Origin of the sequence: Crossiella sp. CA-258035 (assembly GCF_030064675.1) — a bacterium.
Taxonomy (GTDB): domain Bacteria; phylum Actinomycetota; class Actinomycetes; order Mycobacteriales; family Pseudonocardiaceae; genus Crossiella.
On record NZ_CP116413.1, the window covers coordinates 4,225,159 to 4,240,016 of the forward strand.

A 14,858-nucleotide genomic window follows, 5' to 3' on the forward strand; every position below is an offset into this window, starting at 1 on the left:
CTCCGCAACAGCGACTCGACAGGCGCGGAGGTCAAGGCAATGCGTCCACGGCACAGGAAGATCCCCCGGACGAAGATCGTGGCCATCTCGGCCGCGGTGGTCCTCGCGGGCGCGGCGGCGGTGGCCCTGCCCCAGGCCTACGCGACCGACACCGCCCCGGTTCCCGAGGTCAACCCCACCGAGACCCTGCGCGCCAAGGCGGCCATCCCCGGCACCGCGTGGGCCACCGACCCGGACACCGGCCAGGTGCTGGTCACCGCGGACAGCACGGTCAACGGCGGCAAGTGGGACACGCTGATGTCCGCGGTCCGGTCCATCGGCGGCGACAAGATCAGGGTGCAGCGCTCCACCGGCGCGTTCCGCCTGTTCGCCGAGGGCGGCGACGCCATCTTCGGCGGCAGCTCCCGCTGCTCGCTGGGCTTCAACGTGACCACCAACAACGGCGCGCCGGCCATCCTCACCGCGGGCCACTGCGTGACCGGAGCCCGGCGCTGGGCGGTGACCCAGGGCGGCGCGCCGGTGGCCACCGCCCGCCAGTCCACCTTCCCCGGCAACGGCGACTTCGCCCTGCTCACCTACGACAACGCGGCCACCAGGGCACCGAGCGCGGTGGACGTGGGCGGCGGCAGGCTGGTGCAGATCCGCCGCGCCGCCGAGGCCAGGGTGAACCAGCAGGTGTTCCGGATGGGCAGCACCACCGGCCTGCGCAACGGCCGGGTCACCGGCCTGCGCGCCACGGTGAACTACCCGGAGGGCACGGTCACCGGCCTGATCCAGACCACCGTGTGCGCCGAACCGGGTGACAGCGGCGGCTCGCTGTTCACCCAGGACGGCAGCGCGATCGGCCTGACCTCCGGCGGCAGCGGCAACTGCCAGACCGGCGGGACCACGTTCTTCCAGCCGGTGACCACCGCGCTGACCGCGGTCGGCGCCCGGATCGGCGGGTGAGTCAGTAGCCCACCAGCGCATCCGGCGGGACGGGCACCTGACCGCCGGGTGCGCTGGTGGAGGGGCTGATGGCGGCCCGCCCCGCCGTGACCGTGGCCACCGTGCACGCGGTGGCCAGGCCGACGGCGAGAGCGAGCGCGGCGGTGCGCAGGAACGGGCGACGGCGTGGCATCGGACCTCCTTGGTCGACGGACACCGGCCACTCTGCCCGCGCGTTGCGGATGAACTGTTGACGTGTTGTTCAGGCCGGCGCGGCGGCCGGTTCGTCACGCAGCACGCGGAAGGCGGCCCTGATCTCCGAGACCAGCGTCCGCGGCTGCTCCAGCCCCGGGAAGTGACCGCCCCGGTCCAGCTCCCGCCAGCGGCGCAGGTCCAGGTAGCGCCGCTCCGCCCAGCGCCGCGCGGTCGGCCACGGGTCGGCCGGGAACATCGAGCAGGCGGTGGGGGCGAGCACCGGCTGGTCGTTCTCCTGCTCCGCGCTGCGCGGCACCCAGCGCATCGCCTCCCAGTACCAGCGGGCCGAGGAGGCGCCGGTGCGGGTGAACCAGTACAGCGCGAGGTGGTCGACCTGCTGGGCCAGGCTCACCCCGCCGCCGACCGCCGGCCTGGTGTCGGCGTAGGCCTCGAACTTCTCGCCCAGCCAGGCGGCCAGCCCGGCAGGTGAGTCCAGCAGCGAGTAGCCGATGGTCTGCGGCCGGGTGCCCATCGCCTGCGCGAAGCCGTAGCCCTCGGCCAGGTGGTGGTCCCGCTTGTTCAGCGCGTCCAGCTCGGCCGGGCCAGGGGTGATCCGGTCCTGCGGCAGGGGAGAGGCCAGCGGCATGGTCAGGTGCAGGCCGGTCACCCGGTCGGGGGCGATGCGGGCCAGCTCGGTGCTCACGCAGGCGCCCCAGTCCCCGCCGTGCGCGCCGAAGTGGTGGTAGCCCAGCACGGTCATCAGCTCCGCCCAGGCCCGCGCGGTGCGGCCGGGATGCCAGCCCGGTTCGCTGGGCCGTTCGCTGAAGCCGAAACCGGGCAGCGCGGGCACGACGAGGTGGAAGGCGTCCTGTGCGGAACCGCCGTGCGCCACCGGATCGCTGAGCGGGCCGAGCACGCTCTCGAACTCCAGCACCGAACCCGGCCAGCCGTGGGTCAGCAGCAGCGGCCGGGCATCCGGCTCCGGCGAGCGCACGTGCCAGAACGCGATGCCCAGCCCGTCCAGGAAGATCCGGTAGTGCGGGATCGCGTTGATCCGGGATTCCGTTGCGCGCCAGTCGTGTTCCCGCCAGGACTCCAGCAGCGTGGCCAGCCGCCACAGCCTGATGCCCTGGCTGTCATCGGGCACCGTCTCGGCCTCGGGCAGCCGCATCCGGTCCAGGCGCTCGCGCAGGTCGGCCAAGTCGGCCTCCGGCACGTGCACGGGGAACGGGGCAGGCTTGGGCAAGGGGCCTCCGTCCGAGAACTGGTTCATGTCGACAAGCTAGGAGAGATCCGGCCGCGGCCCCATGCGCGCGATTGCGGTGCGGCGGTCAGGAATTGCGGTAGACGCTGAGACGCCTCCGCATTCAGCTTCAGGCCATTGCAAACAGGGTCCCGCGCCCGTTGCATTAAGCGGCAAGCCCATTGCAAGAGTTGAGCGCATGGAACTGCGAATACGCGAAATTTCAGAGATTGCTGATTGACCGCTCCTAGGTCGCGACCTAACTTTCGGGCCGAACTGAAGATCACCCACCAGGAGCTGTCATGACCGAGGTCGCCACCCCAGTCCCCGCCCTGCCGACCGAGCGGCCGGCCGGCTGCCCGTTCGACCCGCCTGCCGAGCTCGGCCGCCTGCGCGAGCGGCAACCGCTGACCCGGCTGGTCTTCGGGGACGGGCACCTCGGCTGGCTGGCCACCAGCCACCGCCTCGTCCGCGCGGTGCTCGCCGACTCCCGGTTCAGCTCGCGCTACGAGATCATGCACGCGCCGATCGCCCGCGTGGCCGGCTCCGGCGCGTTCCCGCCTGCCCCGCCCGGCGACTTCATCGGCATGGACGCCCCCGAGCACACCCGCTACCGCAGGCTGCTCACCGGCAAGTTCACCGTCCGCCGGATGCACCTGCTGACCCAGCGGGTGGAGCAGCTGGCCGCCGAGCACCTGGACGCGATGGAGCTGGCCGGTGGCCCGCTGGACCTGGTGGCCGCCTACGCCCAGCCCATCCCGGCGCTGATGATCTGCGAGCTGCTCGGCGTGCCTGCCGAGGGCAGGCACGTGTTCCGGCAGCACAGCGAGACCCTGAACAACCCCGCGGCCACCGAGGCCGAACAGGCCACCGCCATGGGCGAGCTGGGCGCCATCCTGCACGGCCTGGTGCTGGCCAAGCGCGCCAACCCCACCGACGACCTGCTCAGCGACCTGACCAGCACCGACCTCACCGACGAGGAGCTCACCCGGATCGGCGGGCTGCTGCTGGGCGCGGGCCTGGACACCACCGCCAACATGATCGGCCTCGGCGTCTTCGCGTTGTTGCGGCACCCGGAGCAGCTCGCCGCGCTGCGTGCCGACCCCGCCTCGGCCGACCGGTCAGTGGAGGAGCTGCTGCGCTACCTCACCATCGTCTCCACCAACGTGCGCACCGCACTCGAAGACATCGAGCTGGACGGCCAGCTGGTCGAGGCGGGGGAGTCGGTGGCGCTGGCCATGGACGCCGCCAACCGCGACCCGCAGGTCTACCCCGACCCCGACCGGCTCGACCTGAGCCGCTCCGCCGGCGCGCACCTGGCCCTCGGGCACGGCATCCACCAGTGCCTCGGCCAGCAGCTGGCCAGGGTGGAGCTGCGGGTGGCCATCCCGGCCCTGGTCACCCGCTTCCCCACGCTGCGCCTGGCCGTGCCCGCCGAGGAGGTCCCGCTGCGCACCGGCCTGGACATCTACGGCGTGCACCGGCTGCCGGTCACCTGGTGACTCAGCTGGTCTGCACCAGCCGCCCGTCACCCAGCTGGAGCCTGCGCTCAACGCCGATCGCGGCTAGGAACCGTTCGTCGTGGCTGACCACCACGAACGCGCCCCGGTAGGCGTTGAGCGCGCTTTCCAGCTGGCTCACGCTGACCAGGTCGAGGTTGTTGGTCGGCTCGTCCAGCAGCAGCAGCTGCGGCGCGGGCTCGGCGTAGAGCACGCAGGCCAGGGTGGCCCGGAGCCGTTCGCCGCCGGAGAGCGCGCCGACCGGCAGCTGCACCCGGGAACCCCGGAACAGGAAGCGGGCCAACAGGTTCATCCGCTGCGCGGGCGGCATCGCCGGGGCGAAGTTGGCCAGGTTGTCCGCCACGCCCAGCTCCGGGTCGAGCAGGTCCAGCCGCTGGGAGAGGTAGGCGATCCGGCCCTGGTGCCGGGTGATCCGGCCCGCGTCCGGCTCCAGGTCGCCGATGACCAGGCGCAGCAGGGTGGACTTGCCTGCCCCGTTGCCGCCGGTCAGCGCGATCCGCTCCGGTCCGCGGATGGCCAGGTCGATGCCCTCGCCCGCGTACAGGTCCTGCTCGCCGAGCCGCAGCCGCAGGCCCTCGCCGAGGAAGACGGTGCGACCGGCGGGCACCGTGGTCTCCGGCAGTTCCAACGTGATCGCCTGGTCCTCGCGCAGCGCGCGCTCGGCCTCGTCCAGCTTGGCCTTGGCCGCGCCGACCCTGGCCGAGTGCGTCTCGTTCTGCTTGCCCGCCGCCACCTCGGCGCCGCGCTTCATGTTCCCGGCGAAGATCCGCGGCAGGCCCGCGTTGCTCAGGTTGCGGGCGGCGTTGCTGGCCCGCTTCTGCGCCCGCTCGCGGGCCTGCTGCATTTCCCGCTTCTCCCGCTTGACCTCCTGCTCGGCGTTGCGGATGTTCTTCTCCGCCACCTCGCGCTCGGCCCGCACGGCTTCCTCGTAGTCGGTGAAGTTGCCGCCGTGGAAGCGGATCTCGCCGCGGTCCAGCTCGGCGATCCGGTCCATCCGGTCCAGCAGCGCCCGGTCGTGGCTGACCAGCAGCAGGCAGCCCGGCCAGTCGGCGAGCACCTGGTAGAGGGCCTGCCGCGCGGCCAGGTCCAGGTTGTTGGTCGGCTCGTCCAGCAGCAGCACGTCCGGCCGCTTCAGCAGCTGCGCGGCCAGGCCGAGGGAGACGATCTGCCCGCCGCTGAGCGTGTGCAGCCGCCGGTGGAGCTCCAGCGCGCCCAGTCCGAGCCGGTCCAGCTGTGCGCGGGTGCGTTCCTCGACGTCCCAGTCGGAGCCGATGGTGGTGAAGTGCTCCTCGGCGGCGTCGCCGGACTCCACCGCGCTGATCGCGGCCAGCACCGGGGCGATGCCCAGCACCTCGGCCACGGTCAGCTCGCCGGTCAGCGGCAGGTTCTGCGGCAGGTAGCCGAGCACGCCGTCGACGGACACGCTGCCGCCGGTGGGCCGCAGCTCGCCCGCGATGAGCTTGAGCAGCGTGCTCTTGCCCGCGCCGTTGGGTGCGACCAGGCCGGTGCGACCGCCGGGCAGGCTGACGGAGAGCTCCTGGAAGACCGGGGTGTCATCCGGCCAGGAGAAGGACAGGTTCGAACAGACGACAAAGGCGTCGGACATGGCGAGACCTCAGGAGAAGACGTGCGGACGTGGGGCATGGACAACAGCGCTCTCGGGTCTCACCCGGAGATGTCGTCGTCTCCCAGCACGGCAGAACTCCCTCATGTCGATCTTCCCCGGCAGCATAGCAGCCCCGCCGCGGACCTCGGCAAGCACTTTCGCGGCGGCTCCCCGAAAGGGGGCGGGGAGCCGCCGCGGTCAGCCGTGCTCAGTGCTTGATGAACATCTCCCGGTCGTTGCGACCGTCCGCGAAGACGAAGTCGGTGTCCTCGCTGTACAGGTTGCGCCACTGGTTGTTGGTGTCCAGGGCGTCGAAGTGGAACTTGGTCACCCTGATGTTCTTGTTCCGCCCCGGCGGGGTGTTCGGCGTGGTGATCGTGGCCGTGATGCTGGTGATGTCCTTCCAGTACAGGCGCCGGGTGGGTGCGGGGCCGCCGACCAGCTGCACGTGGCTGCCGGTGTTCTGGAAGTCGCCCCAGTTGTTCAGGTGCTCCACGTTGTTCGAGCAGCCGTTGCTGTTGGTGCGGACCAGACGGGTCCAGGTGTCGCTGCCGGTGAGCGGGTCCCGGTAGCGGATGGTGGCCCAGGCCGGGATGCAGGAGCCCGAGTTGGACAGGTTGCCGATGGAGAACCACAGGCTGAACGCCTTGAACTCCACGTCGTTGGCCGGACGCGCGGCACTGGCCGGGGACGCGCCGAGCAGGGTGAGGCCGAGCAGTGCTCCGAAGAACACCGTGGCGAACTTCCGGAAGAACCGGTTGATGCCCATGGGTAGCAAACCATTCTCTCGCCGCCGGGGCGGTTGCTGTGACCCGGCAACGGTAGGAACGCGCTCTGCGGGGCAACCACCCCGAATTCTTGGGGTTGACCGGCCGCGCGGGATGCGCCGATGATCACGAGGGCGGACTTCGGGGCAGTGGTTCCGGCTTTCGGGCGAAGGTGTTGCCCGCGCTGCCCGCACCGGCCATCCTCGCCGCGTGATCCGCTCCCTGACCGCCGTCATCCGCCAGCTGTCGACGATTCCGGACTCGGGAGCCGGTCCGGGCGAACTGGGTCAGCTGGTCTCCGCGGTCATCGCGCCGCTGGTGCCGCACGAGGGAATCCAGCTGTTCGGCTCGAGTCCGGCGCTGACCACGCGGGTGGCGTCCTTCGGCTTCATCCACGGGTACGAAAGGGACTTCGCCCGTGCGCTCGGCACCGCGATCCTCTCCGGTGTGGACCCGTACCCGCGCGAGGTGCTGGAGTCGCTGCCGCTGCCCGCGGCGGTGGTCGGCGCGGACACCAAGGGAGACAAGGAGATCCGGCGGCTGCTGGCCGGGCACGGGGTCGGGTGCGAACTGCGGATGTTGTTGCGGGACAACAGGGGAGTGTGGGGTGCGATCAGCCTGTTGCGCGGCAAGGGCAGCAGGGCCTTCGATCCCGGCGAGGTGCGCCTGGTCGCCGGGCTCACCCCGGTGCTGATCGAGATCCTCCGTCGGCACGTCACCGCCGCCCCGCTGGCGGCCACCGCGCCGCCCGTCTCGGCCGGGGTGGTGATCGTCGGCCCCGACCACCAGGTCCGGTCGATGACACCGCAGGCGCGCCAGTGGCTGGCCCGGATGAGCGAACACGCCCCGGATGGCGACTGGTGCGGCGGGCTGCCCGCGCTGATCTCCTTGCAGCTGCGCGGGAATCGACCGCAGACCGCGCCGTTCGTCGGTCCGGCCGCGACCTTCGGCCGGTGGACCGCGGCGCGCGGCCAGTTCCTCGACGGCGACGAAGACGGGCAGATCGCGGTGGTCATCGAGTCGGCGGGCAGCGAGCTGGTGCTGCCCTCGTTCTGCCAGTGGTACGACATCACCGCCAGGGAGCGGCTGGTGCTCCAGCACACCCTGGACGGTTCGCCGACCAAGCTGATCGCCCGGCACCTCGGGCTGTCCGCCCACACCGTCAGCGAGCACCTCCAGTCGCTGTACCGCAAGACCGGCGTCAGCGGCCGGGGCGAGCTGATCTCCGCGCTGGCCGGGTGAGCTGGCCCTCAGCTCTCGCGTTTCCGGCTGCGGTAGGCGCGGACCTTGGCGATGCTGCCGCAGGCGCGGCCGTCGGGCGTCTCGGCGTACATCGCGCACCAGGTCCGGCTGCGGTTGCGGCTGTGGTCGTAGAAGACGTTGCGGCAGTCCGGACAGGACTTCAGCCGCGCCCACAGGTCGTGCGCCAGCGCCCCGGTCACCAGGACCAGCAGCGCGGACACCGCGCCACCGTTCTCGGCGACGTAGTGGACCGGTGACTCCGCGCCCACGGTGACCCGGATCGGACGGCGTTCGAACCACGTGTTCAGCCCGGCCGGCGCGGACTGGCCCAGCGACTCCCGCAGCGCCGTGCGCAGCTCGGTCAGCTCCGCCACCTCGCCGGGCGCGGGCGGCGGCACCTCGGGGAACCTTGCCCGCCAGGCCCGCTTGTCCGCGGCCAGCTCGGGCAGGTCGTCCGCCGGGGTCCTGGTCTCGTGCGGCAGTCGCCAGGTGTTGAGGAAGGCCCGCACCTGTTCGAGTCCGCCCGGAGCGACACTCATCGACACCATGTTTACCACCATACCGGTTGACCGGTAGCGCGTCCCGTCTTACCGTCTATTCGTATGACTGGTAAACAGGCCGAGATCACGCTGCCGGACGCGACGCTGGCCCCGGCGAGGGCGGCGACCACGTTGTTCTTCGCGCTGGCCGGGTTCGTCTTCGCCAGCTGGGCGGTGCGCATCCCCGCGGTGAAGGAGCAGGTGGGCGCGTCACCGGCGGCGCTGGGACTGGCCCTGCTGGCGCTGTCGGCGGCCGCGGTGGCGACCATGTCGGTCAGCGGGGCGGTGTGCCGCCGGTTCGGCAGCCGCCAGGTCACGGTCGCGACCGCGGGGCTGCTGTCGCTGACGGTGGTGCTGCCCGCGTTCACCCACTCCGCGCTCGCGCTGGCCGCCGCGCTGCTCGTGTTCGGGATCGCCTACGGCGGTATCGACGTGGCGGTCAACAGCGTCGCGGTGGAGCTGGCGGAGGCGCTGCGCAGGCCGATCATGCCCAGCCTGCACGCCGCGAACAGCATCGGCAGCCTGGCCGGAGCCGCACTCGGCGGCCTGCTCGCCGCCCACCTCTCGCCCGCCGGACACTTCCTGCTGGTGCTGCCGCTCGGCTTGCTGGCCACCGTGATCGCGGGCCGGATGCTGCTGGCGAACCCGATCCCGCGTCCGGAGGCGGTCGCGGCGCACGGGCGAGCCCGCAGGCCCACCCCCGGTGTGGTGGTCTTCGGCGTGATCGGGCTGTGCGCCGCCTACAGCCAGGGCGGGCTGGACAACTGGATTCCGTTGCACCTCACCGAGAACCTGGGCGCGAGCGCCGGTCTGGCCGCGATCGGCTACGCGATCGTCCAGGGCACCATGGCCGTCGGCAGGCTGGCCGGCACCGCGCTGGTGGAACGGTTCGGGCAGACCAAGGTCGTGGTCGTCGGCGGGCTGCTCGCCTGCGCTGGCACGCTGGGAGTCGCGCTGTCCTCCAGTCTGTGGCTGGCCTTCGCCGGTCTGGTGCTGACCGGCGTGGGGCTGGCGAACATCTTCCCGCTGGCCATCGCGGGCGCGGGCGCGCTCGGCGGACCCGGCGGCGTGGCACTGGCCGCGCTGATGGGCTACGCGGGCATCCTGCTCGCACCGCCCACCATCGGGTTCATCGCGGGCCAGTTCGACCTGCGACTGGCGCTGGCGCTGATCGCGCTGCTGGCCGCACTCGCCGCGCTCGCCCAGTTGGGTCGATCGGCCTACCGGCGTACCAGGGCTGGCCGGTGACGACCACAGTCCGCAGTGGACGGTACAAATGTCCTGACTTGCCGGAACATCCTGGTACGAGGCAGTTTCGCCCTAACCTGGGTGACGATGAGCGCGCAAACCCCGCCCAGAAGGTTCAACGCCGCCAACGGTCTGCTGGAGGGCCTCGGCGTCATCCTGCTGCTGGTGGCCCTGTGGACGTGCTACCAGGCGCAGTTCGCCACCGTGGACGTGCCGATGTGCGGCGACAAACCACTGCGGCCAGGCAGCGTCTGCTTCAGCCTCACCAGGGAAGGCCCCGCGGTGGGCTACCAGGAGCTGCTGGACGCCCAGCGCGCCGCGGCTCCCGGCCGGGCGTTGCGGGCCAGTGTGATCGTCGGTGGTCTTGGCGGGCTGGCGCTGCTCTTCGGGGCCTCACTAGCGGTGCGGCGCAACAGGTGTTCCCCGCGCGAGGCGGTGCCGATGGTGCTGCTGCGAGCGACCGGACCGCTGCTGGCAGTCGCGGTGGCGGTGCTGGTGCTGACCCTGCGGGCGGGACTGGCGGGGTACGCGGTGTTCGGCATTCCCGGGCTGACCACGGCCCCGGTGCTGACCGCGTTGCTCGCGGTGGGCGGGGGCGCGATCGTGGTGTACGCGCGGCACGAGGAGATCTTCGCGGTGAAGGTGCGCGAGGCGGTGCGGCGGCGGGTGGCCGGACGGGGCGCGCCAACGACTCCGGCACAACCGAACCCGGCCGCCACCACACCACACTCCGTCTCCAGCGTCGCCCCAGCCCCCACAGCGTCTGCCCCCGCCGCCCCAGAACCGTTGCCCGAGCAGGACTTCCTCGACCCCACCAGCGACCTCTGGCCCGATCGCCGAGCCCTCCTCCGCCCCACCCCCGCCCCGCCCTGGCAAACCGCCACCCAGCGCACCGCCGCCGTCCTCGGCCTCGCCGGACTCCTCACCCTCGTCCTCTCCGCAACCGTCCTCCCCTTCCGCCCCCTCGGCGACTGGACCCACCCCGCCCTCGCCGTCCTCTCCCTCACCCTGCTCGCCCTCCGCGCCCAGTCCCGCCCCCCGACCCGCTGGACCCTCCCGCGCTGGGCCACCGCCACCGCCCTGACCTTCCTCGCCGCCACCGCCCTCACCGTCCCCGCCCGGCCACTCACCTGGAGCGCCCTGCTCACCGTGGTCCTGCTCATCGCCGCGACCTACCGCCTGGCGAACAACCTCGGCTTCGCCTGCCGCCAGCCCCGCCACGCGCACGCCGCCCTGCACCTCGGCGAGTCCGCGGGCCTGGTCCTGGCCGGGTTTCTAGCCACCTGCGCGGCCCAGAGCGGCACCGTCCCGGCGGTCATGGGCTACCTGGTCGCCTTCGGGCTGATGGCGATCATGTTCCCGTCCAGTGCCCGTCTGCCGGCCCGGCCGCCGGGTTGGCTGCACCTGCGCCTGGCCCTGCTCGGCGTCGTACTGGCCACCGCCGGCTACCTGTTCGCCTCCGGTGACCTGACCTGCCGGATCGCCGCGGGCTGCCTGGCGCTGCTGGTCCTGGTGGGTGGCGTGGGCGCGGTGCGCGGGCTGCGGGCGGAGTAGCTACCCTGGGGTTCGTGCGACGGGGTGGGGTGTTCACGCGAGCGGGTCTCGCGCGGGCCTGTGCCGTCCTCGGGATCCTGGTGGGCCTGGTCCTGATGCAGGAGTCCGCGCACGTCGAAGATCCGCACTCGCCCGGCTGCCACTCGCTGTACTCGGTGGCGATGCTGGTCGCCGACGACTGCGTCCCCGCCCAGCCCGCACACGGCCCGCAGGACCCGGCCGACCTGCTCGGCGCCTGCCTCGCACTGCTGGTCGCGGTGCTGCTCACGCTGGTCGCACTGGCCGGTCCACGACCGCTGACCACGCTGCTCGCCCAGCTCAGGGCGCCCCGGCCGCCCACCCGGCGACACCGCCCGGTGCCCAGTCTCGCCCTGCTCTGCGTGCTGCGCACGTAGGCCGAACCGTTCGCTCCGCCACGAGGTCCCGGCGACCTCGTGTGCCCGCGTGCGTTCGCGCCTGCCCGCATCCACCCAGAACCCAGGGGATACCCATGACTGCCAACACCAAGATCACCCTCACCGTGCTCGCCGTGGTCGCCGCGGTGCTCACCGGCCTGTTCGTCTTCGCCCGCCCCAACACCCCGGCCCCCGCCGCCCAGCCCGGTCCGCAGGGCGCGCCGCCCACTGTGCCCGCCGAGGTGCTGGTCCGCCCGGACAGCCACAAGCTCTCCACCGCACCCGACGGCAAGGTCACCGTGGTCGAGTTCGCCGACCTGGAGTGCGAGGTGTGCGGCGCGGTGTACCCCGGGGTGGAGCGGCTGCGCGCGGAGTACGCGGGCAAGGTCACCTTCGTGCTGCGCTACTTCCCGATTCCCAGCCACCGCAATGCCGAACTGGCCGCGCGCGTGGTGGAGGCGGCGGGCAGGCAGGGCAAGCTGGAGGCGATGTACCAGCTGATGTTCGAGACCCAGCGGGAGTGGGGCGACCAGCAGACCGACCACCGCGCCACCTTCCTCGGCTTCGCCCGCCGCCTCGGCCTCGACCTGCCCGCCTTCGAACGCGACCTGGACGACCCGGCCACCCAGGCCCGCGTGCTGGCCGACCGCAAGGACGGCGCGAGCATCGGCGTCCAGGGCACCCCGACCTTCTTCGTCAACGGCGCCAAGGTCACCGGCCGCGCCAGCTACGAGACCCTCAAGGCCGCCATCGACGCGGCACTGGCGAAGTGACGGCCACCCCGGCGGAGCGGGCCCCGTTCCCGCTCCGCCTGCTGCCCTGGCTGCTCACCATCGGCGGCGCGATCGGCCTCACCGCGGCCGTCGTGCTCACCGTCGAGAAGATCGCGCTGCTGCGAAATCCGAGTTATATCCCCAGTTGCAGCCTGAACCCGGTGCTCAGCTGCGGCTCGGTGATGAAGACCGAGCAGGCCTCGGTCTTCGGTTTCCCCAACCCACTGCTGGGCATCGCCGGGTTCGCCGTGGTCACCACCATCGGCCTCGCCCTGCTGACCGGAGCCCGGTTCCACCGCTGGTTCTGGCTCGGCCTGCAAGCGGGCACCACCCTCGGCGTGATCTTCGTGCACTGGCTGATCTTCCAGAGCCTGTACCGGATCGGCGCGCTGTGCCCGTACTGCATGGTGGTGTGGGCGGTGACCATCCCGATCTTCTACTACGTCACGCTGCACAACCTGCACCACGGCCACCTCCCGGCGCCGCGCGGCTGGCGACCGCTGCTCACCTTCCACACGGTGGTGCTCACCGGCTGGTTCCTGGCGATCGCGATCGCGGTGCTGGAAGCCTTCTGGACCTACTGGACCACGCTGTTGTGACCGCCGTGCTTGACTGCCAGGCATGGAACTGACCGTCCAGGCCGACGACGCCCGGCTACCGGCCACGCTGGACCTTCCGGCGGGGCCGGTCCGGGGCGCGGTCGTGGTCCTGCACGGCGCGGGGGCCGGTCAGCGGTCGTACTTCTGCTACGCCCACCTGGCCCGCCTGCTGCCCAGCATCGGCATCGCGGTGCTGCGCCACGAGCGCAGACCAGGTTCCGGCGGCCACGATGTGCCGCTGACCCAGCAGGCCGACGACGCGGCCGCCGCCATCGCACTCCTGCGTGGGCACACCGGCGAGGTTCCGATCGGCGTGTGGGGATGGAGCCAGGGCGCCTGGGCCGCACCGCTGACCGCCGTCCGCCACCCCGGCCAGGTCGACTTCCTGGTCCTGCTCTCGTGCAGCGGGGTCAGCCCCGCGGAGCAGATGCGCTACGGCACCGCCGAACAGTTGCGCCGCAACGGTTTCTCCGCCGCCGCCCGCGCCGAGCTGCACCGCCTGCGCGTCACCGTGGAGAACTACCAGCGTGGCGTCACCGACCGCGCCACCGCCCAGCGAGCCGTTGACGCAGCCGCCGGACAACCGTGGTTCCCGTTGGCCTGCGTGAATCGCCGGCTACCCGACCGGCCAGGCGGTTGGGCCGACCTGGACTTCGACCCCACCCCGGTGTTCGCCCAGCTCACCTGCCCGACCTTGCTCTACTACGGCGAAACCGACGCCTGGGTGCCGGTCGAGGCCAGCGTCGCCGCCTGGCACCGCGCCGCCACCGCCCCGCTGACCATCCACCGCCTCGAGGGCTGCGATCACCTGCCCACCCACGACGAAGGCAACAGCATCGCCGACATCAGCGAGCAGTACAGCGACACGCTGTGCGCCTGGCTCGACGCCCAGCTCGGCAGCGGCGGCTAGCCCGCGATCCCCGCCCAGAACCCGCACTGGTGTTCCACGGCGGGATTGGTCGCAGCCCTGCCCAGCTGTCGCACGGCCGGCGACTGCGGCCAGGACAACCGCTCGCCGCGGGCGAAAGCGGTCCAGTGCCGCAGCACCTCCGCCGACAGCGCGTGCTGCGCCGGAGTGGTCAGCTCGGGCAGCACCCCGGGGGAGTCGAACAGGTACGCCAGTTCGGCCCCGTGGTACGCGCCGAGCGGCAGGTCCTTGGGCGGTGGCAGCAACGACGGCGCGGTGCGGTCGGCGAACTCGAAGGAGTGGGTGGGCGTCACCGCGCGGAGCAGCCGCGCCGTCTCCAGGGTCGGGCAGGCCCAGACCCGGTCGGTCATCGCGTCGCTCCACGCGGCGATCGGCGAACCGTGCGCGGCGACCGGGTAGCGCGCCAGCACCTGCCCGGCCTTGGCGCCGAAGGCGGTGGCGGCCAGTTCGCGGTAGTGGGCCTCGGTGATCGTCTGCTCGGCGCCCGGCCTGGCGAAGAAGGAGCCGAAGAGCCTGCCCTCGTCCCGGGTGTGGCCGATCAGCACCGGCACCGGCAGCACGTGTCCCTTGCGCAACGCCTCGAGCGGCCGTTCGGGCAGCACCGGACCGCCGTAGGCCAGGTGCGTGAAACCGGCGGCGAGCGGCTCGGCGAGCAGTTCCGCCGCGCTGGGCTCGCGCAGGCAGTCCACCGTCGGGCAGTGGCGCGCCGCGGCCAGTGCCGCGCCCTGGGCCTGCACCCGTTCGGTGCTCAGGAACGGTGATCCCGGCCGGACCCCGGGCGCGGTGCCGTTGGCCGGCCAGTCCATCGCGCAGGACCCGCTCTGGATGATCGCCCGCTGGAACAGGCGCGCTGCGGCCGGCGCTCAGCCCACCAGCGGGCTCGCCCGCGCCACGGTGACCGCGCTGGGATCGCCACCGAAGGCGGAAGCGTTGCGCCGTAACCAGTGCAGCGCGGCGAGCTGGTCGAGCACGCCGTAGGAACCGGAGTCCCGGCCGAGGCCCGGGTGTCCGGATTAGCCGAAGACGCCCAGCCGGTAGTTGACGGTGACCACACGACCCGGCCGCTGGCCACCATTGGTGCAGCCACACCAACACCGGGTGCGGATCCCTCGTCACGGGGTGGTGACGTTGCGGTACAAGCAGTCCTCGTTGACGCTCAACGGTTTCTGCCGAGAACGCCCTGGGCGCAGATCGAGCCCGGCGCGATAGCCGCCCTGACTCCCGGCCACAGGGGTTGCCAGCCCAGTCGTCCGGTCGGTGGCGCGGCGAACGGGATTTGTTGGAAACCGCAGTGATCCGCGTTGACCGCGCTGCACACGACC

14 protein-coding genes and 1 pseudogene are annotated in these 14,858 nt (G+C 72.1%); 9 read left to right on the forward strand and 6 right to left on the reverse strand.

Translation table 11 applies throughout. The features are described from left to right. Positions 1-39: 39 nt before the first annotated feature. Entirely contained in the window at positions 40-948 is a 909-nt protein-coding gene (locus N8J89_RS19285) for a S1 family peptidase (RefSeq protein WP_283665762.1), read from the forward strand. Between the two features lies 1 nt (position 949). Here N8J89_RS19285 and N8J89_RS19290 read toward each other — a convergent pair whose 3' ends face one another. Then, on the reverse strand, positions 950-1,120 hold the full coding sequence (locus tag N8J89_RS19290) for a hypothetical protein (protein ID WP_283665763.1): 171 nt from the start codon (positions 1,118-1,120) through the stop codon (positions 950-952). Between the two features lie 69 nt (positions 1,121-1,189). Next, positions 1,190-2,395: an epoxide hydrolase family protein gene (locus N8J89_RS19295; RefSeq protein ID WP_283665764.1), complete on the reverse strand. Its 1,206-nt coding sequence runs from the start codon at positions 2,393-2,395 to the stop codon at positions 1,190-1,192. A 272-nt stretch (positions 2,396-2,667) separates the two neighbouring features. Between N8J89_RS19295 and N8J89_RS19300 the strand changes: the two genes are divergently transcribed. After that, positions 2,668-3,867 carry a cytochrome P450 gene (locus N8J89_RS19300; RefSeq protein ID WP_283665765.1) on the forward strand — a complete coding sequence of 400 codons (1,200 nt, stop codon included), beginning with the start codon at positions 2,668-2,670 and terminating at the stop codon, positions 3,865-3,867. A 1-nt stretch (position 3,868) separates the two neighbouring features. Here the strand turns inward: N8J89_RS19300 and abc-f are convergent, their stop codons facing one another. Both abc-f and N8J89_RS19310 read right to left on the reverse strand, forming a co-directional pair. Further along, positions 3,869-5,491: a ribosomal protection-like ABC-F family protein gene (gene abc-f / locus N8J89_RS19305; protein ID WP_283665766.1), complete on the reverse strand. Its 1,623-nt coding sequence runs from the start codon at positions 5,489-5,491 to the stop codon at positions 3,869-3,871. 208 nt (positions 5,492-5,699) lie between these two features. Then, positions 5,700-6,260 carry a hypothetical protein gene (locus N8J89_RS19310; protein ID WP_283665767.1) on the reverse strand — a complete coding sequence of 187 codons (561 nt, stop codon included), beginning with the start codon at positions 6,258-6,260 and terminating at the stop codon, positions 5,700-5,702. Positions 6,261-6,468: 208 nt separating this feature from the next. Here N8J89_RS19310 and N8J89_RS19315 point away from each other — a divergent pair, with 208 nt between their 5' ends. After that, complete coding sequence (locus tag N8J89_RS19315) at positions 6,469-7,500, forward strand: helix-turn-helix transcriptional regulator (RefSeq protein WP_283665768.1); 1,032 nt, start codon at positions 6,469-6,471, stop codon at positions 7,498-7,500. Between the two features lie 8 nt (positions 7,501-7,508). On the opposite strand, the gene N8J89_RS19320 is transcribed toward N8J89_RS19315, so the two are convergent. Next, positions 7,509-8,039 (reverse strand): CGNR zinc finger domain-containing protein, encoded by a 531-nt coding sequence (locus tag N8J89_RS19320; protein WP_283665769.1) that lies wholly within the window; start codon positions 8,037-8,039, stop codon positions 7,509-7,511. A gap of 63 nt (positions 8,040-8,102) precedes the next feature. Between N8J89_RS19320 and N8J89_RS19325 the strand changes: the two genes are divergently transcribed. The 6 genes from N8J89_RS19325 (at position 8,103) to N8J89_RS19350 (ending at position 13,518) form a co-directional block, all read left to right on the forward strand. Further along, entirely contained in the window at positions 8,103-9,287 is a 1,185-nt protein-coding gene (locus tag N8J89_RS19325; RefSeq protein ID WP_283665770.1) for an MFS transporter, read from the forward strand. A gap of 87 nt (positions 9,288-9,374) precedes the next feature. Further along, positions 9,375-10,841: a hypothetical protein gene (locus N8J89_RS19330; RefSeq protein WP_283665771.1), complete on the forward strand. Its 1,467-nt coding sequence runs from the start codon at positions 9,375-9,377 to the stop codon at positions 10,839-10,841. Positions 10,842-10,855: 14 nt separating this feature from the next. Continuing rightward, positions 10,856-11,236 (forward strand): hypothetical protein, encoded by a 381-nt coding sequence (locus N8J89_RS19335; protein WP_283665772.1) that lies wholly within the window; start codon positions 10,856-10,858, stop codon positions 11,234-11,236. Between the two features lie 95 nt (positions 11,237-11,331). Beyond that, positions 11,332-12,009 carry a DsbA family protein gene (locus tag N8J89_RS19340; protein WP_283665773.1) on the forward strand — a complete coding sequence of 226 codons (678 nt, stop codon included), beginning with the start codon at positions 11,332-11,334 and terminating at the stop codon, positions 12,007-12,009. Continuing rightward, the gene (locus N8J89_RS19345) at positions 12,006-12,608 is read left to right on the forward strand and encodes a vitamin K epoxide reductase family protein (RefSeq protein WP_283665774.1); all 603 of its coding nucleotides are present in this window, start codon (positions 12,006-12,008) and stop codon (positions 12,606-12,608) included. Before N8J89_RS19340 ends, N8J89_RS19345 begins: the two co-directional genes overlap by 4 nt. A 22-nt stretch (positions 12,609-12,630) precedes the next feature. Then, the gene (locus N8J89_RS19350; protein ID WP_283665775.1) at positions 12,631-13,518 is read left to right on the forward strand and encodes an alpha/beta hydrolase; all 888 of its coding nucleotides are present in this window, start codon (positions 12,631-12,633) and stop codon (positions 13,516-13,518) included. Here the strand turns inward: N8J89_RS19350 and N8J89_RS19355 are convergent. After that, a pseudogene (locus N8J89_RS19355) lies at positions 13,515-14,507 on the reverse strand (carboxylesterase family protein). The gene N8J89_RS19350 and the pseudogene N8J89_RS19355 sit on opposite strands and share 4 nt — an antisense overlap. Positions 14,508-14,858 lie beyond the last annotated feature (351 nt).